General features: G+C 71.4%; 19 protein-coding genes. 10 read left to right on the forward strand and 9 right to left on the reverse strand.

Annotation, left to right across the window (positions count from 1 at the left end; genetic code table 11):
- Positions 1–3,048 carry a sacsin N-terminal ATP-binding-like domain-containing protein gene (locus tag ACGFJ2_RS52760; RefSeq protein WP_393481818.1) on the reverse strand — a complete coding sequence of 1,016 codons (3,048 nt, stop codon included), beginning with the start codon at positions 3,046–3,048 and terminating at the stop codon, positions 1–3.
- 100 nt (positions 3,049–3,148) lie between these two features.
- Positions 3,149–3,949 carry a DUF3027 domain-containing protein gene (locus ACGFJ2_RS52765; protein WP_357957949.1) on the reverse strand — a complete coding sequence of 267 codons (801 nt, stop codon included), beginning with the start codon at positions 3,947–3,949 and terminating at the stop codon, positions 3,149–3,151.
- A 375-nt stretch (positions 3,950–4,324) separates the two neighbouring features.
- Here ACGFJ2_RS52765 and ACGFJ2_RS52770 point away from each other — a divergent pair, with 375 nt between their 5' ends.
- Positions 4,325–5,857 (forward strand): MFS transporter, encoded by a 1,533-nt coding sequence (locus ACGFJ2_RS52770; RefSeq protein ID WP_393481821.1) that lies wholly within the window; start codon positions 4,325–4,327, stop codon positions 5,855–5,857.
- Here ACGFJ2_RS52770 and ACGFJ2_RS52775 read toward each other — a convergent pair.
- A complete protein-coding gene (locus ACGFJ2_RS52775) occupies positions 5,854–6,249 on the reverse strand; it encodes a cold-shock protein (RefSeq protein WP_357957953.1) in 396 nt (131 codons plus the stop codon). The two genes, ACGFJ2_RS52770 and ACGFJ2_RS52775, sit on opposite strands and share 4 nt — an antisense overlap.
- Positions 6,250–6,340: 91 nt before the next feature.
- Positions 6,341–6,961, reverse strand: coding sequence for an HAD hydrolase-like protein (locus tag ACGFJ2_RS52780; protein WP_357957955.1), 621 nt, complete (start codon positions 6,959–6,961; stop codon positions 6,341–6,343).
- Between the two features lie 100 nt (positions 6,962–7,061).
- Here ACGFJ2_RS52780 and ACGFJ2_RS52785 point away from each other — a divergent pair, with 100 nt between their 5' ends.
- Both ACGFJ2_RS52785 and ACGFJ2_RS52790 read left to right on the forward strand, forming a co-directional pair.
- Entirely contained in the window at positions 7,062–7,499 is a 438-nt protein-coding gene (locus tag ACGFJ2_RS52785) for a hypothetical protein (protein ID WP_393481825.1), read from the forward strand.
- A 34-nt stretch (positions 7,500–7,533) separates the two neighbouring features.
- Positions 7,534–8,151 carry a TetR/AcrR family transcriptional regulator gene (locus ACGFJ2_RS52790; RefSeq protein WP_225300763.1) on the forward strand — a complete coding sequence of 206 codons (618 nt, stop codon included), beginning with the start codon at positions 7,534–7,536 and terminating at the stop codon, positions 8,149–8,151.
- Here the strand turns inward: ACGFJ2_RS52790 and ACGFJ2_RS52795 are convergent.
- Entirely contained in the window at positions 8,144–9,055 is a 912-nt protein-coding gene (locus ACGFJ2_RS52795; RefSeq protein ID WP_393481828.1) for a hypothetical protein, read from the reverse strand. The two genes, ACGFJ2_RS52790 and ACGFJ2_RS52795, sit on opposite strands and share 8 nt — an antisense overlap.
- A gap of 44 nt (positions 9,056–9,099) precedes the next feature.
- On the opposite strand from ACGFJ2_RS52795, the gene ACGFJ2_RS52800 reads away from it, so the two are divergent.
- Both ACGFJ2_RS52800 and ACGFJ2_RS52805 read left to right on the forward strand, forming a co-directional pair.
- Positions 9,100–11,433, forward strand: coding sequence for a helicase-associated domain-containing protein (locus tag ACGFJ2_RS52800; RefSeq protein ID WP_393481831.1), 2,334 nt, complete (start codon positions 9,100–9,102; stop codon positions 11,431–11,433).
- Between the two features lie 31 nt (positions 11,434–11,464).
- Positions 11,465–12,943 (forward strand): AMP-binding protein, encoded by a 1,479-nt coding sequence (locus tag ACGFJ2_RS52805; protein ID WP_393481833.1) that lies wholly within the window; start codon positions 11,465–11,467, stop codon positions 12,941–12,943.
- Here the strand turns inward: ACGFJ2_RS52805 and ACGFJ2_RS52810 are convergent.
- Complete coding sequence (locus tag ACGFJ2_RS52810) at positions 12,940–13,878, reverse strand: hypothetical protein (RefSeq protein WP_393481835.1); 939 nt, start codon at positions 13,876–13,878, stop codon at positions 12,940–12,942. The two genes, ACGFJ2_RS52805 and ACGFJ2_RS52810, sit on opposite strands and share 4 nt — an antisense overlap.
- Position 13,879: 1 nt before the next feature.
- Positions 13,880–14,380, reverse strand: coding sequence for a SigE family RNA polymerase sigma factor (locus ACGFJ2_RS52815; RefSeq protein WP_393481838.1), 501 nt, complete (start codon positions 14,378–14,380; stop codon positions 13,880–13,882).
- A 126-nt stretch (positions 14,381–14,506) separates the two neighbouring features.
- On the opposite strand from ACGFJ2_RS52815, the gene ACGFJ2_RS52820 reads away from it, so the two are divergent.
- Positions 14,507–14,869, forward strand: coding sequence for a hypothetical protein (locus ACGFJ2_RS52820; protein WP_357957969.1), 363 nt, complete (start codon positions 14,507–14,509; stop codon positions 14,867–14,869).
- 62 nt (positions 14,870–14,931) lie between these two features.
- The gene (locus ACGFJ2_RS52825; RefSeq protein WP_357957971.1) at positions 14,932–16,584 is read left to right on the forward strand and encodes a DNA repair helicase XPB; all 1,653 of its coding nucleotides are present in this window, start codon (positions 14,932–14,934) and stop codon (positions 16,582–16,584) included.
- 211 nt (positions 16,585–16,795) lie between these two features.
- Here the strand turns inward: ACGFJ2_RS52825 and ACGFJ2_RS52830 are convergent, their stop codons facing one another.
- The gene (locus ACGFJ2_RS52830) at positions 16,796–17,089 is read right to left on the reverse strand and encodes a hypothetical protein (RefSeq protein WP_357957973.1); all 294 of its coding nucleotides are present in this window, start codon (positions 17,087–17,089) and stop codon (positions 16,796–16,798) included.
- A 154-nt stretch (positions 17,090–17,243) separates the two neighbouring features.
- On the opposite strand from ACGFJ2_RS52830, the gene ACGFJ2_RS52835 reads away from it, so the two are divergent.
- The 3 genes from ACGFJ2_RS52835 (at position 17,244) to ACGFJ2_RS52845 (ending at position 20,315) form a co-directional block, all read left to right on the forward strand.
- Positions 17,244–19,244: an AAA family ATPase gene (locus tag ACGFJ2_RS52835; RefSeq protein ID WP_358182159.1), complete on the forward strand. Its 2,001-nt coding sequence runs from the start codon at positions 17,244–17,246 to the stop codon at positions 19,242–19,244.
- A 97-nt stretch (positions 19,245–19,341) separates the two neighbouring features.
- The gene (locus ACGFJ2_RS52840) at positions 19,342–19,872 is read left to right on the forward strand and encodes a YbhB/YbcL family Raf kinase inhibitor-like protein (protein ID WP_357957976.1); all 531 of its coding nucleotides are present in this window, start codon (positions 19,342–19,344) and stop codon (positions 19,870–19,872) included.
- A 29-nt stretch (positions 19,873–19,901) separates the two neighbouring features.
- Complete coding sequence (locus ACGFJ2_RS52845) at positions 19,902–20,315, forward strand: GNAT family N-acetyltransferase (protein ID WP_358182162.1); 414 nt, start codon at positions 19,902–19,904, stop codon at positions 20,313–20,315.
- Positions 20,316–20,414: 99 nt separating this feature from the next.
- Here the strand turns inward: ACGFJ2_RS52845 and ACGFJ2_RS52850 are convergent.
- Positions 20,415–20,690, reverse strand: a 276-nt coding sequence (locus ACGFJ2_RS52850) for a TCP-1/cpn60 chaperonin family protein (protein ID WP_393481844.1), incomplete at its 5' end; no start/stop codon positions are given.

A 20,690-nucleotide genomic window follows, 5' to 3' on the forward strand; every position in this document is an offset into this window, starting at 1 on the left:
CTACGACAGGTCGGCTTCGGCCAGGAGGAGCGGCACGGCCGTGGGGTCGTGCAGCAGCGCGGCCACCGCGAGCCGGTCGTTCCACTGGCCGGTCGCCCAGGCCAGGCCGCGTGCCAGGCCGTCGAGACCGGTGCAGTGCACGGAGCCCTCGAAGAAGCGCCACGTGCAGGCGACGCCGTCGACCAGCAGCTTCTCGTGCTCGACGTAGGTCTCGGGAGCCGTCGGGAGCAGGGAGCGCACCTCTGGCGGCACGGGGCGGGTCTCGCCTCCGGACGTGACCTCGCCCTGGGCCAGCTCGCCGGCCAGCGGCAGGTCGAGCAGCTCGGACAGCGACTCGGCCAGATCGTAGGGGGCCAGCACCAGCGGCCGGTCAGTGACGAGCTGGAGCAGGTCGGGGGCCTCCACCACGACGGCGTCGTCGGCCGCGGCCACCACGATGTCGCCACCGAGCACGGCCCGCACCCGCGAAGGTGGGGCCACCCGCGCCGGCTCGACGGCCGCCAGCGCGATCCACAGGGCCCGCAACTGGGCCCGGTCGACCTCGATGGACTCGTCGGCCATCAGGTCGAGCAGCTCTTCGGGACCGCCGTGGCCGGCCAGCAGCTCGGCCAGCGTGGTGCGTACGCCGAGCATCCCCAGCGCCACCGGGTCGAGCCCGCCGGGCGCGTCACCATAGAGGCCCTGGAGCAGCGGGTCGGCACCGGGCAGCCGCAGCTCCCGTGGCCGTCGCCCGTCCAGCACGGGGTGGTTGGCCAGCCACCACGCCGTGTAGGACGGCACCTCGACGCCCTCTACCCGCAGCGGATGCAGCGCGGCCCGCAGCGGCGGTCTGGTCAGCAACGCCAGCGCGGCGGGCCAGTCGGCGACCAGCTCCAGGTCACGCACCGCGGCGAAGTCCGGCACCACGGGCGGCAGGTCCAGCTCAGGCAGCAGGTCGAGCACGTGGTCGAGCCAGTCGTCCTCGCCGTCGAGGTCGTGGTCGCAGTCGTCATGGTCGAGCAGCACGTCGGAGTCGTGCGCCACGGCGAACCCATCGAGCACGCCCACGGCTTCGAGCACCCGGGAGCCGTAGGTCTCCACCAGCTCCGGCGCGACCACCCCGAGGTGCGTGTCAGGCTCCAGCAGGCCGGCCAGCGCGCCGTCGGCCAGCATCAGCTCGCCCGCCGCGTAAAGATCGCCATCGCTGCCGCGCAGCGCCAGCTCGGCCAGCCACGGCGCCTCGCCCGGCACCAGCGAGGCGGCCTCCACCAGGGAGAGCACGGCCTTTGCCACGGGCTCGGAGTCGGCGCTGTCGAGGGACTGGGCGACGGCGGCCTTGGTGATCGGGTCTTCGAGGATCGTCCGTGGCGTGGCCTCGGCGGCGCCGAGCCGCAGCAGCGCCGCGTGCGCCGCGTCCGGGTGCACGATCCGCAGCCCCAGAGGCGTCAGGTCGAGCCCGTCCCGAGCCGAGGCCAGGCGGGTGCCGCCCAGGTCGAGGATGAGGGTGCCGCGCGGGCCACGGACCAGCCGACCGTCGGCCAGCGGCACCGGCAGCGCGCCCAGCGACTCGGGGTCATCGGCCGGCAGCACCTCATACAGCGAGCGCCACCACGACGGCTCCCGCGCCTCGACCGCCTCACCGGACAGCAGGTCGACGACCTCGGCCAGCTCGACCCGGCGCACACCGAGCGAGGCCATCGCCGGGTGCCGGGCGGGCCACCCGGCGGGCAGCAGGCCGGGGACGAAGTCGGCGATCGCCGCCAGCAGATCACCCGACCCGGCGACCACGGCCGCCTCCTGGCCGGCGACGAGCCAGCCGTCCTCGTGCGGCTCCCTGGCCGGGTGCTCGACCTGCCACTCGGCGTCGGGCTCATAGACCTCGGCCTCGGCGAACGACGGCGTCTGCACGGCCGGAGCGGGCGCGGACAGGGCCGGGAGCAGCGGGGTGGCTGGCAGGCGCTGCAAGATGGCCCGCCGGATGCGGGCGTCGAGCTCGCCCTTGCCCATCAGGGCGGGGACGAGGTCGAGGAGCTTGGGGGTACGCGGCAGCTCGCCGAGCAGCCTGACATAGGCGTCGGCGGCCCGCTCGACCAGGAAGTCGGTCAGCGGCCCCTTGGCCACGTGCCGCCGGTCGGTGGCCATCGGGAACGACGCGATGAGCAGGGCCGGCAGGTCGAGCGGCTCGTCGCTCGGCGTCGGCGCGTGCACCACCGGCGGCACCCCGGCGGGCAGCGGGGCGGGCTCCGTGTCGGCGACGCGCACGGCCCAGCGCAGCGACCAGTAAGGGCGGGCACGCTCTTCGGTGGGCCGGTCGGCGAACAGGGCCGCCACCTCGTCGGGAGCGAACTCACCCGACTCCGACACCAGCTGCCACCCGTCGGCCGTCACCCGGCGCTCCGAGCCGTCGAGGTCGATCTCGATGCTCGTCAGCGCGGGCATGCCGAGCAGCAGCGCGGGGCTGGTCTCGGCCAGCATGCGCCGGACCGCCGCGACCGAGGCGGCGTCACGCAGCGGCAGGCGTACGAGCGTGTCGAAACCCTCCGGCACGTCAAGCGGCTCGGCCTCGAACGGCAGGCGCAGCAGCGGGACATGACCGCCGCGCGAGCCGAGCTCGGCGGCGAGCTCCGGCACCGAGGCCACCACGGCGGCCGTCTCAGCGCGCGACCAGCGGGCGGCGCCCGTCTCGCGCGAGCCGATCGACGGCTCATCACAGACAGACACGACCGCGGCGAACCCGACGCCGAACCGGCCGGCGGCACCCGCTTCGTCCCGCTTGCCGGAGACACGCAGCGTCGACAGACCCTCGACGCCGGTCGCGTCGAGCGGGGCGCCGGTGTTGGCGGCGGTCAGGACGTCGTCGCGCAACGTCAGCCGGAGCACCCCTGGCACGCCCGCGCGCAGCGCCGCGTCGGCGGCGTTCTGGGCGAGCTCCACGATGAGCCGGTCGCGGTAGCCGCCGAGGGCGAAGTCTTCCTCGGCGTTGGCGTCCTCGCGGAATCGGGCGGTCGAGGCCGTCCACGCGGCGAGCACTGCGGCCCGCGTCCGGTCGGTGCCAAAGGTGTCGGTCATCTGTCACGATCCTGGTCGCTGGTGGGGCGGGCTCCGGCACATGTCCGGGGTCCGCCGAGGGGGGCCACCGTAGGCTAGCGGCCCTCACCGACATTCGCGGTCAGGAGTGGCCGAGCTCCTCGGTGGCCGTGCCGTCGACGGATCCGGCCTCCTCTTCCATCAGGTCGAAGCCCATGTCGTCGAGGATGGGCATGGCCTGCTCGGCGGACGGCGGCATGACCGCGGCCTCCGAGTGAGCCCCGCAGCCGTGGTCGGCGGCGACCACCTTGCCGTCGTCGGGGGCGTACTCATTGGCGCAGACCCCGAACACCTGCCGGAGCCCACCCGCGAGTGGCCAGTAGAAACCACAGGTGGAGCACTGCGCGGGAGCGGCGTGTGCGATCGGCGTATGCGGCCCGTGCTCGCCCGAGTGCCAGCGTCTGGCAGCGCGGTCCTTGCCGATGGCCGAGAGCACACGGGCCCGGCCCAGGCCGTACTCGAAAATCGTCTGATGGTCGGTCTCGTCGTCGGTCTTGACGAAACCTGGCTCCAGCCGGTCGTCGTCCTCCGAGGTCGGCAACAGGTCACCGACGCCCAGATCGCCGGGGCGCAGACGCTCGCTCCAGGGCAGCCACTCGGGCGCGAGCAACGCCCCCGAGCCGGGCAGCAGGACGGCTTCGCTCACCGTGACGTTCTTGGCCCGTGAGGCGCGGGTCACGGTGACGGCCCAGCGCCAGCCGCGGTAGGCCCGGTCGAGACAGGCGAAGTAATGGGTGACGATGCGGTCGCCCTCGCCCTCGTAACCGAGGTGCTCACCCGGCTCGCCCGGCCGCGCGAGCTCCTCCGCGGCGGCGCGCGCCAAGTCCACCGCGGCGACGCACGCCTGGTCGGGCGGGGAGACGCGGGTCCGGGTGCGGGTCATCTGTCCGCCTCCGCCGCAAGGTGCTGTTCGCTCACACTTTCATTCTCACCCATGACCGGACCTGAAGGTGCCCACACCGCCCATCCCGGACCCACTGGCACCGAACCTGAAGACGTGCCACACCCCCAATCCCGGACCCCTCACGACACACCAACAGACCCGACCCCGAACAAACCCACCGCCGTGGGCGGCCGACGATCGGGGAGAACGCGCACCGGACCTGAAGGAGCCCACACCGCCCACACCGGACCCACTGGCACCGGACCTTAAGAGGCCCACACCGCCCCTCCCCGATCAACTGGCGACACAGTGTTGGGCCCATCCCCGGGCGATCCGTCGCCGTTTGTGAGCGGGGATCGGGTAAGACTGGTAAGCGTGCAAGGAGGCTGGGACACGGCTCGTGAGGTCACGCGGCGCGTGGGGCGAGGCGTCGCCGGCGCGGGCCGCGCCACCGCGCGCGCGGGCCGGGCCACCCTGCGGGCGGGGAAGGCGACCGCGGGCGGCACGGCGCGGGCGGGCAAGGCCACGGCCAGAGGGGCGCAGAAGGTCGGCAGGGGCGCGCAGAAGGTCGGGAAGGCGACCCGCCGTCTCACCCACGCCAACGGCGCCGACCGCACCGGGCTGGGCCGCCTGATCGAGCTCACCGCCGGTCACAGCGGCGGCGACGCGCTGGTCACGGTCGCGCTGGCGAGCACCGTCTTCTTCGGTGTGCCCGTCGGCGAGGCCCGTGGGCCCGTGGCGCTCTACCTGGTCATCACGATGCTGCCGTTCGCCCTGCTGGCGCCGTTCGTGGGGCCGATCCTCGACCGGTTCAGGTCGGGCCGCCGCTATGTCATGGCGGGCACGCTGTTCGGCCGCGGCCTGCTGTGCTTCGCGATGGCCGCCGCCGTGGGGCCCGGCGATCTGCCGACGTTGTTCGTCGGGGCGTTGGGCGTACTGGTGCTGTCCAAGGCGTACAACGTGTCACGCGCGGCGATCATGCCGAGCGTGCTGCCCGCCGACATCACGCTGGTCTCGGCCAACGCCAGGGTGGCGCTGTTCTCGCTGATCTCGGCGGGCGTGATGGTGCCGGTCGCCGCGGGGCTGACCGCGTGGCTGGGCAGCGCCGCGGTGCTGCGTACGGCGATGGTCGCCTTCCTCCTGATCGGTGTCCTCGCCGTACGGCTGCCGCGCCACGTCGACTCGCCCGAGCTGGAAGAGGAGGAGGGCAGGCCGCTCCGCTGGCGGACCCTCCTGAACGTGGGCCCGACGGTGGCCGAGGCGGTCTGGGCGAACGTGGCCATCCGCCTGTTCTCCGGCTTCCTGCTGTTCTTCATGCTGTTCCTGGTGCAGGACAAGGGCGTGCCGTGGCTGGCCGCACCCGACCCGTTCTTCGACATCCCGAAGACGATCGCGCTGCTCGCGGCCGCGGCCGGGCTGGGCGGCCTGGTCGGCGCGGTGGTCGCGAACTGGACCCGCAACCACTCGCCGCACCTCATCACCCTGTTGACGCTGGCCGTGACCGGCGCGACCACGATCGCCACGGCGGTGTTCTTCGGCCTCTGGACCGCGGTCGCGATCTCGCTCGTCACCGCGTTCGCGCAGGAGCTCGGCAAGCTCGCCCTCGACGCGATCGTGCAGCGGGAGATCGGCGAGGAGGTGCGCTCGTCCACGTTCGGGGTGGTCGAGGCGGTGTTGCAGCTCGCCTGGGTGTTCGGCGGGCTGATCGGGCTGCTGCTGTCGCTGGCCGAGAGCAGCGCGGCCGGGCTGATCACGCTGGCCGTGGCGCTGACCGGCACGTTCGGCTGGCTGATCGTGCGCCGCCGCAAGCGGATCCGCGCCACGGCACGCGGGCCCCAGGTCGCGCAGGATCAGCGCGTCGACACCACTCTCGACACGACCAAGCCGCTGACGAACCCCAACGGCTAGGCGTCGAGGTCGTCCGCCACCGCTCTGAGCACCTGCGCGATCTTCTTCGCGTGCGCCGCGTCAGGGTGCTTGCCCCGCTGGTAGGAGGTCGAGACGTCGTCGAGGAGCTTGATCAGGTCCTCCACGATGACGACGAGTTCGTCCGGCTTCTTACGCTTGGCCTTGGGCTTCGTCTTGGCCAGCGTCGGCGGCTGCTCGAGGATCCGCACCGACAGGGCCTGCTGGCCGCGTCGTCCCTCGGCCACGCCGAACTCGACCTTCTGGCCGGGCTTGAGCGGGCCGGCACCTGTGGGTAGCGCGGAGGAATGCACGAAGACCTCACCACCGTCGTCGCGGGTGAGGAAGCCGAAACCCTTGTCGGCGTCGTACCACTTGACCTTGCCACTCGGCACAGGAGGAACCTCGTTCAAACAGTCGTAAAAGGCGAATGGATGTAGGTTATGCCCCGCGAGGCTCCGGGGCGACCAGGAAAATTCCCGGCATTTACCGGAGTTGCCCACTCGAACGCCATCCGGCGAACCAGTCGGCGAATTCCGTCAGGTCGCCAAGCGCCACATCGGCTCCGTGATCACGTAGTTCGTCCAGCGTGTAAGGGCCGGTCGCGACCGTCACGCTGACGGCTCCCCCGGCCCGCGCGGCCTCGATGTCCGCCACATGGTCACCAACATAGGCTCCGGCGCCGAAGCGCGCGAGTGCCGTACCCTTGGCCGCCCCGAAGACCGACCCGACCACCTCGTCCACGGCGAGCCCGAGCGCCTTCACGGTGCTGGCCGCGTCGCGCGGGTTCTTGCCGGTCACGACGATGATCCTGCCCCCTTGCGCGCGTACGGCCTCGACGGCCTCCATCGCTCCGGCCATGGCCGTGTGCACGGGCACACCCAGCTCCGGATAGATCTCCCTGAACAGGATCACGGCTTCCGGGATCGCCTCCAGCGGCAGCCAGTTCGCCAACTCCTGTTCGAGCGGCGGGCCGAGCCTGGTGATGATCGCCTTGCTGTCGATGACCACGCCGAGGCGCGCCGAAAGCTCGTCGTAGACGGCCGCGATCCCCGACCGCGTGTCCGCCAATGTCATGTCCAGGTCGAAACCCACCGATGTCCGCACAAGGTGAAGGATGCCAAACGCGTCCGCATTACGGGTAACGGCCCTTGTTGTGGGACCGTGAGAGTGGGAAGAAAGGAATTACTTATCGGGAGGAGTGGCCGTGACCGAGCCCCCCAAACCGCCGGAAGCGGGAGACCGGCTGGTCGCCGCCGCCAACCGGCCCAGCCCGCCCGAACAGCCCACCCGGAACATCTCGCCCCGGCCGCACCGACCCGCGCTGCCCCAGCCGGTGACCGGACCGGTCAGGGTGTGGCGGAGCGTGGTGGCGTTCCTGGCCGCGGCCGTCCGGCTGGCGTCCCGGCTGGCCGCGCTGATCCTGGTGCTGTACGCGATCTTCACGGTGTTCCGGGCCAACCCGGCCAACATTTGGTACCAGTTCGTCGAATCGCTCGCCTCGCCGCTGTCGGTGGGCCTGGCCAACCTGTTCCAGCTCGCCGACGTACGGTGGACGACGCTGGTCAACTACGGGCTCGCGGCGCTGGTCTGGCTGATCGTCGGCTCGGTCGTCGCGGGGTTGATCCGGCGCGCCGCGCCGTGACGGCTACGCTCCATCACGGAGGTATCAGGACAGAATGACCAGATCGACGCGTGAGCGGATCATCGACGAGGCCCTGCGGCTCTTCGCGGAGCGGGGCTACTCCGCCACTTCGGTGGCCGAGATCGAGGCCGCCTCAGGGCTCTCCCCGGGCGCCGGAGGGCTCTATCGGCACTTCAAGTCGAAGTATGAGGTGCTCGCCGCGGCGATCAACGAACATGCCGCGCGTACCCGTACGCAGGTGGCCGAGAGCCTGGCCCAGCTGGGCGACATGGAGACCTCGGCCGACCTGGAGATGCGGCTGTCGCACCTGTGCCGCGCCGGGCTGGCCAAGGTACGCGAGGAGTCGGAGCTGACCCGGGTGTTCTTCCGGGACCTGAGCCAGTTCCCCGAACTGGTGGCGGTGGTGCGCGAAGGGCTGCTGCAGCCCATGTTCGACGCCATCACGACCTGGTTCCGCGCCCAGCCCGAATACGAGGACGCCAAGGTCGACTGGAACGGCATCGCGGCGGTGCTCGGCGGCTCCGTGGTGCACTACCGGCTGTTCCAGGAGACGGTCGGCGAGTCGCCGGGACACGCGGAGAAGGACCAGTTCGTCACCGCCTGGGTACGCCTGGCCGTGGGCCTCCTACCGAGCCCCGCCCCCGTCAGTTGACCTCCACCAGCCGGTAAGCCAGCCAGACCACGCCCAGCGCCGTGCCGATCATGAACATCACACCGCTGACGTCGAAGAACTGCACCACGAACGCCTGCACCCCCGGCTCCGCGCCCACCCGCAGACCACCGACGAGCGCGCCACCCAGCGTGTAGCCGACCAGGGGCGCACCGATCCCGATCAGCCGGTCACGCAGCACCCAGCCCTCCGAGAACGCCACCAGCAGCGCCCCCAACGCCCACACCAGCACCGGCACCCGGAAGATCGCGACGGCCGGCAGGCCGACCGGGACGAGCAGCGCGGCCAGCACCAGGACCACCATCGCCGCGGTCTCGCGCGGGTACTCCTTGACGATGGTGCCGGCGTCCCGTCCACGGGTGGCCATCGGGTTCGCACTGGACATGGCCGCCTGCCGCAGCCGCGCGAACGGCAACCCGCGCAGGGGCCGCGGGGCCAGATGGTCCTCCGCGAGGCGCCGGCCCAGCTGGGCTCCCGTAGGCGCCACGTCGTCGACGATCTTGGGGAAGAACGGCGTCGCCCCGCCCGCCCCCGCGACCCGTTCCGCCTTGGCCACGGCACCCGGCGTCACGGTTCCCCGTGCGGCCCCGGGCGCGGTCGTGGGCGCCGTTCCGGGCCGGGGTCCGGCCGGGGCACCGGGCGCGCCGTCCGGCCCCGCCTCGGCCAGCCTGCGGGCCTCGCGTTCGACCAGCGCCACCGGGTCGCCGAACCGGGCGAGCACCTTGACCACCTGGCGTGGGTTCTGGCTGCCCTGCCGTTCGACCTCGATCCTGGCCCGCAGCCGCTTGGCGAAGTCGAGCCGCTGGTCGGATCTGAGCACGCCATGAGCCGCGTCGGCGGCCGCGCTGACGTAGTTGAGTATGAGCTGGTCCGCTCGCTCAATCACGTGAGCCATGCTGCCCCAATCAGGGTGGACATACCATGGCAACGATGGAGTTCACGGAGTGGATCAGGGGGCGCACCGACGAACAGCTGCGGGCGCTCGTCTCGGCGCGCCCCGAGCTGATCACTCCGGTGCCCGCGCATCTGGAAGGCCTCGCCGTACGCGCGGGCAGCCCTTCGGCGATCGGCCGCGCGCTCGACCGGCTCGACCGCTTCACGCTCGCCGTCCTCGAAACGCTGGCCGTACGACCGGAGCCCAGCACGAAGGCGGCCCTGCGCACGCTCGTCGGCGGGGCGCTGGCGGCGGGCAAGCCGGAGCCCGCGCTGTCGGCGGCGATCGACCACCTGCGCGACCTGGCCCTCGTCTACGGCCCCGACAGCGCCCTCGCCCTGGCCCCCGGCGTGCGGAAGGTGCTCGACGACCCGGCGGGGCTCGGTCCCCCGGCGGTGGAGGCGTTCCGGCACCACGCGCCCGAGCAGCTGGCCGAGATGGCCGACGACATCGCGCCGGGCACCACGGGCTCGGGCAAGGAACGCCTGGCCGCCGCCCTGGCCCGGCCCGGAAAGCTGATCGAGGAGGTCTCGCCCGAGGCCAGGGCCGCGCTCGACCAGCTGACCTGGGGGCCTGCGACGGGCCGGGTGCCCAACGCCAGACGTGAGGTGCGGGTCGCCTCCGCCCGCTCGCCCATCGATCAGCTGCTCGCCCGCGGCCTGCTGGCGGCGACGGGTGAGGAGACCGTGGCCCTGCCTCGGGAGGTGGGCCTCTATCTGCGTAATGGCCTCGTACACCGGGATCTGTACGCCGTACCCCCCGCTCTGGAGGGTGCCGCGCGGGACCAGAAGCTGGCCGACCGGACGGCGGCGGGGCAGGCGTTCACGTTCGTGCGGACGGTCGAGGAGCTGTGCGAGCGGTGGAGCGCCGAACCACCGGGTGTGCTGCGTACCGGCGGGCTGGGCGTACGGGATCTGAAGCGCACCGCGACCGAGCTGGACGTGCCCGAGTGGGCCGCCGCGCTGACCGTGGAGGTCGCGCACGCGGCCGGGCTGATCGCGGCGGGCGGCAACGTCGACGGCGAGTGGCTGCCCACCACCGGCTATGACCTGTGGCGGGTCCGGCCGACCGCCGACCGGTGGGCCGCGCTGGCGGTCACCTGGCTGCACACCGATCGCGTCCCCGGCCTGGTCGGCGAGCGTGACGACCGGGACCGGCCACTCAACGCGCTGCACACCGAGCTGCGCCGCTCGTCCGCGCCGGGTGTGCGGTCGGCGGCGCTGGGCGTGCTCGCGTCGGCGCCCGGCCTGGCGCCGACGCGCGAGTCCGTGTTCGACCGGCTGGCGTGGGAGCAGCCGCGCCGCCGGGGGCCGCTGCGTGAGCAGCTGACGGAGTTCGCGCTGCGGGAGGCCGAGCAGGTCGGCGTCACCGGGCTCGGCGTGCTGTCGGGACACGGCCGGGCGCTGCTGACCGGCGAGGACACCGCCTCGGTGCTGGCCCCGCTGCTGCCCGAGCCGGTCGATCATGTGCTGCTCCAAGCGGACCTGACCGCCGTCGCGCCAGGACCGCTCACCAGCGAGCTGAACCGCTGGATGACGCTGGCCGCCGACATCGAGTCCAAGGGGGGCGCGACCGTCTACCGGTTCGGCGAGGGCTCGGTCCGCCGCGCGCTCGACGCGGGCCAGGGGGCCGAGGAGCTCCTGGCCATGCTGGAGCGCCATTCGGCGACGCCGGTCCCGCAGGCGCTGTCCTACCTGATCGCCGACGTGGCCCGCCGGCACGGGCGCATCAGGGTCGGTACCGCCAGTGCCTACATCCGCTGCGACGACCCGGCCCTGCTCGACCAGATCACGGCCGACCGGCGCGCCGCCGCGCTGCGCCTGCGCCGGCTGGCTCCCACGGTCATCGCCTCCCGCTCCTCGCGGGCCGCGCTGGTCGACGCGCTGCGTGCGATGGGGTACGCCCCGGTGGCCGAGTCGCTCGACGGCGACGTGATCATCTCCGAGCTCGACAGGAGGCGCACCGAGGGCCTGCCGCCGGCCCGGTCCGTACCCTCGCCCAACGGCCTCGACCCCGAGGTCACGGCCGCCGCCGTACGCGCGCTGCGGGCGGGCGACGCGGCCCATCTGACGCGGCGCGAGCCCGCCGACGCCCCCAGCGGCCAGATCCCGCGCGGCCCGGCGACCGCCACGATCTCCGCGCTGCAGGAGGCCATCAGGCAGGGCGTACGCGTGTGGATCGGCTACCTCGACTCCCAGGGCAACGCCACCTCGCGCATCCTGGAGCCGGCGCGGATGGAGGGCGGTTACCTCACGGCGTACGACGAGACCAGGGCGGCCGTCCACCGCTTCGCGCTCCATCGCATCACCGGGGTCTCCGACCTGTCTTGACGCCCGGCGATGATCAGGCGAGGTTGGGACCGTGAGCGAGCTGACGTTGGGCCGGTTGGCCGAGGAGTCTTGGAGCAGGTTCGACGACTTCGACGCGGTCCACTACGAGGGGGTCTGGTACCGCGCCCACGCGCTGGCCGAGCGGGCCCGCAAGGTCTGCGGCGGGCTGGTCGAGGCGGGGGTACGCCCCGGCGACCGGGTCGTGGTGATGATGGCGAACTCACCCGAGGTCGGTCTGATCTACGAGGCGATCTGGGCGGCCGGTGCGGTGGTGACGCCCGTGGTGTTCCTGGTGGGACCGGCGGAGTTGCGGCACATCCTGGACGACAGCGGCGCCGCCGCCCTCATCACCTCGCCCGAGCTGGTGGAGACGGTCCAGGCCGCCGAGCCCAAGATCCCGATATTTGTAGACACGGGGGAGCTGGAGCGGGCGACCGAGCGGGGACCTGTCGGGCGGGACGCCACCGATCTGGCGGCTCTCATGTACACCGGAGGCACGACCGGCATGGCCAAGGGCGTCATGCTGAGCCATCGCGGGCTCTGGCAGGTGGCCAAGGACGCCTACGAAATGTCCCACCAAGAGGGGAAAAATCGCGCAATAGTGCCGGTGCCCCTCTCCCACTCGTACGGGCTGATCATCACGGTCGCCGGGATGCACGCCACGGAGCCGCAGCAGGCGGTGCTGATGCGCTGGTTCGACCCGAAGGCCTTCCTTGAGCTGGCCGCCGCGCAGCGCGCCCAGTACGGAACGGTCGTGCCCGCCATGCTCCAGATGCTCCTGGCCGAGCCGCTGGAGGCCCACCCCCTGCCCGACCTGGCCTTCCTCACCTGTGGCGCGGCGCCGCTCGGCCGGGAGACGCTGGAGGAGTTCGAGCGCCGGATGCCCGGTGTGCAGGTCCTCGAGGGCTACGGGATGACCGAGACCAGCGCCGTGACCACGTTCAACCCGCCGGGGCGGCGCCGGATCGGCAGCGTGGGCCTGCCACTGGCCGGCTACACGATCACGATCCGCGACTCCTCCGGCGACCAGGCCGAGCCGGGCGACGTCGGGGAGATCTGCGTCAGCGGCGACTCGCTGATGCTCGGCTACTGGGGCGAGCACCCCGCGGACCCCACGGGCACCGCGCTGGTCGAAGGTGAGCTGCGTACCGGCGACATCGGCTGCGTGGACGACGACGGCTATCTGTACATCGTCGACCGGAAGAAGGACCTCATCATCCGTGGCGGGTTCAACGTCTTCCCGCGCGACGTCGAGGACGCGCTCAACGAGCACCCCGACGTGGTGATGTCCGGCGTCGTGGGCCGTCCGGACCCGCGGGTCGGCGAGGAGGTCGTGGCCTTCGTCCAGCTCAAGCCGGGCGGCACGGCCACCGCCGAGGAGCTGATGACCTGGGCTCGTGACCGGGTCGGCCGGGTGAAGTATCCCCGCGAAGTGCGGTTCGTCGACTCGATCCCGGTCACGAGCGTGCTCAAGCTCGACCGCAAGGCGCTGCGGTCGAGGCTCGGCTAGTCGTCCTCGTCGATGGCTCCCAGGGGGCCCCACCTGATGTTCTTGAGCTCGCCCAGCGCCTGCCCGCCGGAGTCATAGGCGGTCACCTTGCTCAGCGCGGTCGGGCGGATGGAACCCTTCTTGTCGGCGTACACCCGCGATCGGCCGATGTAGAAGCCGTTCCGTACGTTGGCCGTCATCTTCCGCCCATCCGGCCACTTGACCTCCACCCGGGTCACCGCCGGAGCGACCCGGCCGGCCACCACCAGGAAGGACGGGTCGCGGTCCAGGCCCGGGTTGATCTCCGACTGCATCTGGATGCTGTAGGCGTCGACGCTGAGCGCCCCGCGCAGGGCCAGCTTGCCGGGCGGGTCGGCACCCCAGTAGGAGAAGATCGGGTCCGTCGGGTAGCTGACCAGCCGGATGGCCGGCGTGCACAGCACGAATCCCTTGCGGCTGCCGACCAGCCGCGTCACGCCCAGTTTGTCCTTTGCCTCCACGAGCCAGCGGTAATCCTTGACGGTCCCGTACTTGGGCAGCCGCCGGTCGCCGTCCATGTTGTGCACCGGGCTGCCCTTGGGCATGCAGTCCTCCACGGTCGCGAACTGCGCGATCGTGTTCCGTGGCAGGCCGGGGATGTCCCGGACGTACGCGGTGGCGGGCGGGTCCGTCGTGGACCGCGTCGAACTCGCCGTGGGCACCATGTCGGCCGTGGGTTGTGTGCTCGCCGTCGGTGGGCTCGCGGGGGAGATCGCCAGCTTTTCGCGCGCTTGCAGCGCCACCACCCCGATGGCCACCACACAGGCCGCCGCCGCCAGGGCCAGCCCCCATCTCGGCCACTTCAGCCGTGCCCGCCTCCGTAGGGCACGTGACAGAAGCAGCTCGGGATCCACGGGCCGTGCCCGGTCGGCCAGCCTGCTCAGGGCCTCGGTGACCGCGCGTTCGTCGACTGTCATCTCAGGCCTCCAGACGGACTGTCTCGCCCACCAGTTCGCGCAGCCGCTTCACGGCCTGGTGGGTCTGGCTGCGTACGGTGCCGATCGAGCACCCCATGATCCTGGCGACGTCGGACTCCGGCAGATCCTCGAAGTAGCGCAGGACCAGCACGGCCCGCTTCTTGGCGGGCAGCCGGCGCAGGGCCTGTTCGAGCGTGAGCCGGTCGTCGACCCGCGCGGTGCCGTCGCCCGCGATCCGCTCGGGCAGCGTCTCGACCACGCGCTCGCGCCCCCAGCGCGGGCTACGCCACCGGCCGACCTGCTCGTGGTACATGACCCGGCGGACGTACGCCTCCGGATCGCCCCTGATGCTCCGCCATCGGTCCGCGGTTCTGGCCAGCGCGCTCTGGAGTAGATCCTCCGCGGTGTGCTGGTCGCCGGTGAGCACGTACGCCAGGCGCATGAGGCTGTCCGATCGCGTCGTGACGAACGCCGTGAAGACTCGTAGGTCGTCCGGGTGCAACTCGCCTCCCTGCTCTGGGTCTCGATCTCTAAAGACGTGTGAGAGGGTCCAGATCTATGGCGAGACAGCAGACCCGGCAGGGCGCGTGGCCATTCCGTGATAAATGTTGACCTGTCAGGAGGTGGCATGAGCCAAGAAGGCCCATCGGGCGAATATCCGTACCAGCCCTACGGCGCACCCTACGGCCAGCAGCCGCCGCCACAGCACGGTTATGGCTACGGCTATCCCCCGCCACCTCGGCCGTCCGAGGGGCCGAAGGCCACCGCCATCGTCGCGCTGGTGCTCAATCTGCTCTCGATCGTCGGCTGTTGCAACATCTTCGCGATCCCTGGCGCCATTCTGGCGGGCATGGCGCTCGGCCGGTCGAGCACGCAGCCCGCCAGTGCCAAGAGCCTGCTCGTATGGTGCTGGACACTGTTCGGGGTGGGCCTCGCGCTGAACCTCGGCATCTTCCTCTTCCTCGGCCTCAACGGCTACCTCGACGACTGATTACCTGTTCGGGGACTGTTCTTGCCGTCTGATGTGTTGGATAGGCGTCAACCGTAGAAGGGATGTCCGTGAACGACGGCCCGCTCATCGTCCAGTCGGACAAGACGCTGCTCCTCGAAGTCGATCATGAGAACGCGGGCGAGTGCCGCAAGGCCATCGCGCCGTTCGCCGAGCTCGAGCGCGCCCCCGAACACGTGCACACCTACCGCGTCACCCCGCTGGCGCTGTGGAACGCGCGCGCGGCCGGGCACGACGCCGAGCAGGTCATCGACGCGCTGATCAGTTTCAGCCGCTATCCGGTGCCCCACGCGCTGCTCGTGGACATCGCCGAGACCATGGCCAGATACGGCCGGCTCAAGCTGGAGAAGGACCCGACCAACGGGCTGATCCTGACCTCCACCGACCGGGCCGTGCTCGAAGAGGTGCTGCGGTCCAAGAAGATCCAGCCCATGCTGGGCGAACGGCTCAGCGACGACTCCGTGGCCGTGCACCCGAGCGACCGCGGCAACGTCAAGCAGGCGCTGCTCAAGCTGGGCTGGCCCGCTGAAGACCTCGCGGGCTACGTCGACGGCGAGCACCACAAGATCGAGCTGTTGCAGGACGGCTGGAGCCTGCGGCCCTACCAGCAGGACGCGGCCGACGCCTTCTGGCACGGCGGCTCCGGCGTGGTCGTGCTGCCCTGTGGCGCCGGCAAGACCATCGTCGGCGCGGCCGCGATGGCGCATGCCCAGGCCACCACGCTGATCCTGGTCACCAACACGGTGAGCGCGCACCAGTGGAAGCAGGAGCTGCTCAAGCGCACCACGCTGACCGAGGACGAGATCGGCGAATACTCCGGCAGCAAGAAGGAGATCCGCCCGGTCACCATCGCCACCTACCAGGTGATGACCACCCGGCGGAAGGGCGTCTACAGCCACCTGGAGCTGTTCGACGCGCGCGACTGGGGCCTGGTCGTCTACGACGAGGTGCACCTGCTGCCCGCGCCGATCTTCCGGATGACCGCCGACCTGCAGGCCCGCAGGCGCGTCGGGCTGACCGCGACGCTGGTGCGCGAGGACGGCCGCGAGGGCGACGTGTTCTCGCTGATCGGTCCCAAGCGCTACGACGCGCCCTGGAAGGAGATGGAGAACCAGGGCTGGATCGCCCCCGCCGACTGCGTGGAGGTCCGGGTCACGCTGACGGACGAGGAGCGGCTGGCGTACGCGATGGCCGAGTCCGAGGAGCGCTACCGCTTCTGCGCCACCACGCCGTCCAAGACCCACGTGACCGAGGCGCTGGTCCGCCGGCACCTGGGCGAGCAGGTGCTGGTCATCGGCCAGTACATCGACCAGCTGGACGAGCTGGGCGAGCACCTCAACGCTCCGGTGATCAAGGGCGAGACCAGGGTCAAGGAGCGCGAGCGGCTCTACCAGGCCTTCCGCGACAAGGAGATCCAGGTCCTGGTCGTGTCCAAGGTGGCGAACTTCTCCATCGACCTGCCCGAGGCGGCCGTGGCCATCCAGGTGTCCGGCACGTTCGGGTCACGTCAGGAGGAGGCGCAGCGGCTCGGCCGGGTGCTGCGGCCCAAGGCCGACGGCGGCGGCGCCCGCTTCTACACGGTGGTCAGCAGGGACACGGTCGACCAGGAGTTCGCGGCGCACCGCCAGCGGTTCCTGGCCGAGCAGGGTTACGCGTACCAGATCATCGACGCCGACGACGTGCACGGCGGGGTGTAGCACCAGGAGGCGAGGCCCGGCCGCTCACCCTCCGAGCGGCCAGGCATCGACGTCGTTACGTCCACGAGACTCCGCGGGCTGTCGACAATCGAACCACCCCCCTCACCAGCGTGCTACGCCGCTGTGCGCCCTCAATCAGCCAGCGACATACCCCCATGATCCGGCAAATGCACCTGATATGCCCGAATTCTCGGTTATTGGCAGGTTGTCGTTATCTGGCGAGCAGGCCGCCCAGGAAGAGCACCCCTTCGGCGGCGATCCAGGCGGCCACACCCACGCCCATGAACCGGCTGAACACGCGGGGGTCGCTCCTTGCGGAAGGGACCAGCCAGGCACCGGCCGTGCAGCAGGCGGCGACCACGGCGAACAACCCTGACAGCGTCGAGACCGAGCCGAGCCGCTGCGAGCAGCCCGCCGCGGACTCACCCCCCGCGCAGAACGCCTCCAGCCCCCACCCCGCGAACACCGACAATGCCCACAGCGCCGCCAGCAGGAAACTCGCCACTGTCGGGATGATCGGGGAGAGAACAAACCGTACGCGGGCCACGGTCCCTCTCTACCCCGGCTAAATGCTTTGGAAGCCTGCCGGACGCCCCACTAAACTGGTCGATTCGCTACCTACACCACCTCCGTTACTTCGACCAGGGAGGCACTTTCGCATGCCCGCACACCAGCTGGCCCCCGACATACCCGCCGACGTACTCGCGGCCGAGCAGTCCCATCTGGCCGAGTCGAGAGCCGCGCTCCAGGCCATGCGGCTGCACGCCCAATCGCTGTCGGCCGACGCGGCCGGCGACTGGGTGTCCCAGCAGATCCTGCAGTCGCTGCTCGACAAGCGGGTGGCGGCGCTGGCCGACCACCCCGACACCCCGCTGTTCTTCGGCCGCCTCGACCGCTCGGCGGACGACGACCTGCCCCCCACGATCTACGTCGGCCGCCGCCACGTGCACGACGGCAGCAGCCGCCCGCTGGTGATCGACTGGCGCGCGCCGGTGTCCCGCGCGTTCTACCAGGCCAGCCCCGCCGATCCGATGAGCGTCGCGCGGCGGCGCCGGTTCGGTTATCACGGCGGCATGCTGACCGCGTTCGAGGACGAGCCGCTCGGCGAGGGCGGCGACATCGGGCCGTCGAAGATCCTGACTGAGGAGATCGAGCGCCCGCGCACCGGCCCGATGCGGGACATCGTCGCCACGATCCAGCCGGACCAGGACGAGATCGTCCGCGCCACGCTCACCCAGACCGTCTGCGTACAGGGGGCGCCGGGCACCGGGAAGACCGCCGTCGGCCTGCACCGGGCCGCGTACCTGCTGTTCACCCACCGCGAGCGGCTGGCCAGGTCGGGCGTCATGATCGTCGGCCCCAACCGCGCGTTCCTGTCCTACATCTCCTCCGTGCTCCCCGCGCTCGGCGAGGTCAAGGTCGACCAGACCACGGTGGCGGGCCTGCTCGGCGAGCACGCAACGCCGGAGGATCCGATGGTGTCGGCGCTGAAGGGCGACGCCCGCATGGCCGCCGTGCTGGAGCGGGCGCTGTGGCTGCACATCGTGAAGCCGGAGGAGGGCGTCGTCTACAGCAAGGGCGCCTACCGCTTCCGGGTGGCCGACTACGAGGTACGCGAGATCGTCGCCTCGCTGCGCGGCACCACCCGCTACGGGCCCGGCCGGGCGGCACTGGCCCAGCGGCTCGCGCACATGGTGCTGGTACGCATGGAGCAGCGCGGGGAGTCGCCCGACGACCGGGTGCAGGACGCCGTGGCCAGGTCCAAGCCGGTCAAGCAGCTCGTCGACGCGGTCTGGCCCAAACTGGTGCCGCAGCAGGTCCTGTTCAAGCTCCTCTCGGACCCAGAGTTCCTGGCAAAAGCCGCCAAAACCGATTTGTCGCCTGACGAGCAGCGAATGTTGCTATGGCAGAAACCGTACCGAGGCTGGAAGTCCGCCAAGTGGTCGGCGGCCGACGCCGCGCTGCTCGACGAGCTCGGCGACCTGATCGAACGCACGCCCTCGCTCGGCCACCTGGTCGTCGACGAGGCGCAGGACCTGTCGGAGATGCAGCTGCGCGCGCTCGGCCGGCGTTGCCGCAACGGCTCGGCGACCGTACTCGGAGACCTCGCCCAGGGCACCACGCCGTGGTCCACCAGCTCGTGGGAGACCGTCCTCAAGCACCTGGGCCAGGACGAGGGCGAGGTCACCGAGCTGACGCTGGGCTTCCGCGTGCCGCGCGAGGTGCTCGACTACGCCGCCCGCCTGCTGCCGTCGATCGCCCCGGCGCTGGCCCCGCCGCGGTCGCTGCGTCCCGGCGTGGGCTCGCTGAGCGTACGCCCCGGCGGCGCGGTCGCCGACGCCGCGCGCGAGGCCATGGCCCGGGAGGGCTCGATCGGCGTGATCGTGCCCGACGCCCTGGTGGCGGAGGTGTCAGGGCAGCTCGACGGGCTGGCCCACGCCGTGCTCGACCCCGACACGACCGAAGAGCACCGGCTGCTGATCGTCCCGGCGACGCTGGCCAAGGGCCTGGAGTACGACCACGTGATCGTCGTCGAGCCGGCCGACATCGTGGCGGCCGAGCCCCGCGGCCTGGCCAGGCTGTACGTGGTGCTCACCCGTGCGGTCACCTCGCTCACCGTCCTGCACGGAAAGGCACTGCCCGCCCAGCTGTCCGCCTGACCACCTGAAGGACCCGCGAGCGGGCACGTCGTCTCCCGAAACCGGCGCACTCCTAGGATGGCTGGAGTAGTGGAGGATCTCTACCAAGGAGGACGCCGTGCCCGCACCGCTGCCACACGAACACCTGCCGTCGGTCCCCGCACTCACAGTCCAGAGCGACGACATCGCGGACGGGGAGAGGCTGGGGGACCTGCACGTCTTCAACGACTGGGGCATGACCGGCCAGAACCTGTCACCCCACCTCCAGTGGTCCGGCGCCCCGGCCGAGACGCAGAGCTACGCCGTGACCTGCTACGACCCCGACGCGCCCACGGGCAGCGGGTTCTGGCACTGGGTGCTCTTCGACCTCCCGGCCTCCGTCTCCGAGCTGCCCACGGGCGCCGGCACCGCACCTGAGTTCAAGGGCCTGCCCGCGGGGGCCACGCACGCGCGCAACGACTACAACAGCAAGGACTACGGCGGCGCCGCTCCCCCGCCCGGCGACCCGCACCGCTACGTCTTCACGGTGCACGCGCTGGGTGTTGCGGAGCTGGGCGTCGACAGTGACGCCAGCCCGGCGGTGGTCGGCTTCAACATCACCGCCAACACGCTCGCGCGCGGCCACATCGTCGCCCACTTCGGCGTCTGATGGCGGCCGATTCAGGAGCCGCTTCGGGGGTGAAGACACGACACGGCGGGCTCGGCGACGTGCCCGCCGTGCTCGACTTCTGGCTCCTGGCCGCCGAGGGCACCGACCGGCGCGACTCGCCCGACAAGGTGGTGGCGCTGATCGAGCGCGACCCGGAGGCCCTGCTCCTCGCCGAGCTCGACGGGGAGCTGGTGGGCACGCTCATCGCGGGCTGGGACGGCTGGCGCGCGCACCTCTATCGCCTCGCCGTCCACCCGTCCCACCGCCGTAAGGGCATCGCCACCACGCTCCTGGCCGCGGCCGAGTCCCGCTTCGCCACCTTCGGCGCCTTCCGCGCCGACGCCATGGTGCTGGACGACAACGTCTCCGCCCATGGGGCGTGGTCCGCCGCCGGCTACGCACGCCAGCCCACGTGGTCTCGCTGGGTCAAGCCCCTTAAATGATCATATGTACGGCTCTTCGCACAACAACAGACCGGCCCGGACAACGTGCGTCCGAGCCGGTCTGGTGAGAAGAGACCTGGAAGTCTCTGGTGAGGAGACCTAGAAGTCCATGTCTCCGCCGCCGGGCATGCCAGCGGGGGCGGCAGGGGTCTTCTCGGGCTTCTCGGCGATGACCGCCTCGGTGGTGAGGAAGAGCGCCGCGATGGAAGCGGCGTTCTGCAGCGCCGAGCGCGTCACCTTGGCCGGGTCGATGATGCCCGCCTCGAACATGTTGACGTACTCGCCCGTAGCGGCGTTGAGGCCCTCACCCGGGGTCAGGTTGCGGACCTTCTCCACCACGACGCCGCCCTCGAGGCCGGCGTTGACGGCGATCTG

Source organism: Nonomuraea sp. NPDC049028, from assembly GCF_043197735.1.
In the GTDB taxonomy this organism is placed as follows: Bacteria; Actinomycetota; Actinomycetes; order Streptosporangiales; family Streptosporangiaceae; genus Nonomuraea.

Bases quoted from the DNA above. Each gene is read 5' to 3' on its own strand.
- ACGFJ2_RS52760 (WP_393481818.1), bottom strand. From the start codon at position 3,048: ATGACCGACACCTTTGGCACCGACCGGACGCGGGCCGCAGTGCTCGCC.
- ACGFJ2_RS52765 (WP_357957949.1), bottom strand. From the start codon at position 3,949: ATGACCCGCACCCGGACCCGCGTCTCCCCGCCCGACCAGGCGTGCGTC.
- ACGFJ2_RS52790 (WP_225300763.1), top strand. From the start codon at position 7,534: ATGACCAGATCGACGCGTGAGCGGATCATCGACGAGGCCCTGCGGCTC.
- ACGFJ2_RS52800 (WP_393481831.1), top strand. From the start codon at position 9,100: ATGGAGTTCACGGAGTGGATCAGGGGGCGCACCGACGAACAGCTGCGG.
- ACGFJ2_RS52810 (WP_393481835.1), bottom strand. From the start codon at position 13,878: ATGACAGTCGACGAACGCGCGGTCACCGAGGCCCTGAGCAGGCTGGCC.
- ACGFJ2_RS52820 (WP_357957969.1), top strand. From the start codon at position 14,507: ATGAGCCAAGAAGGCCCATCGGGCGAATATCCGTACCAGCCCTACGGC.
- ACGFJ2_RS52825 (WP_357957971.1), top strand. From the start codon at position 14,932: ATGTCCGTGAACGACGGCCCGCTCATCGTCCAGTCGGACAAGACGCTG.
- ACGFJ2_RS52835 (WP_358182159.1), top strand. From the start codon at position 17,244: ATGCCCGCACACCAGCTGGCCCCCGACATACCCGCCGACGTACTCGCG.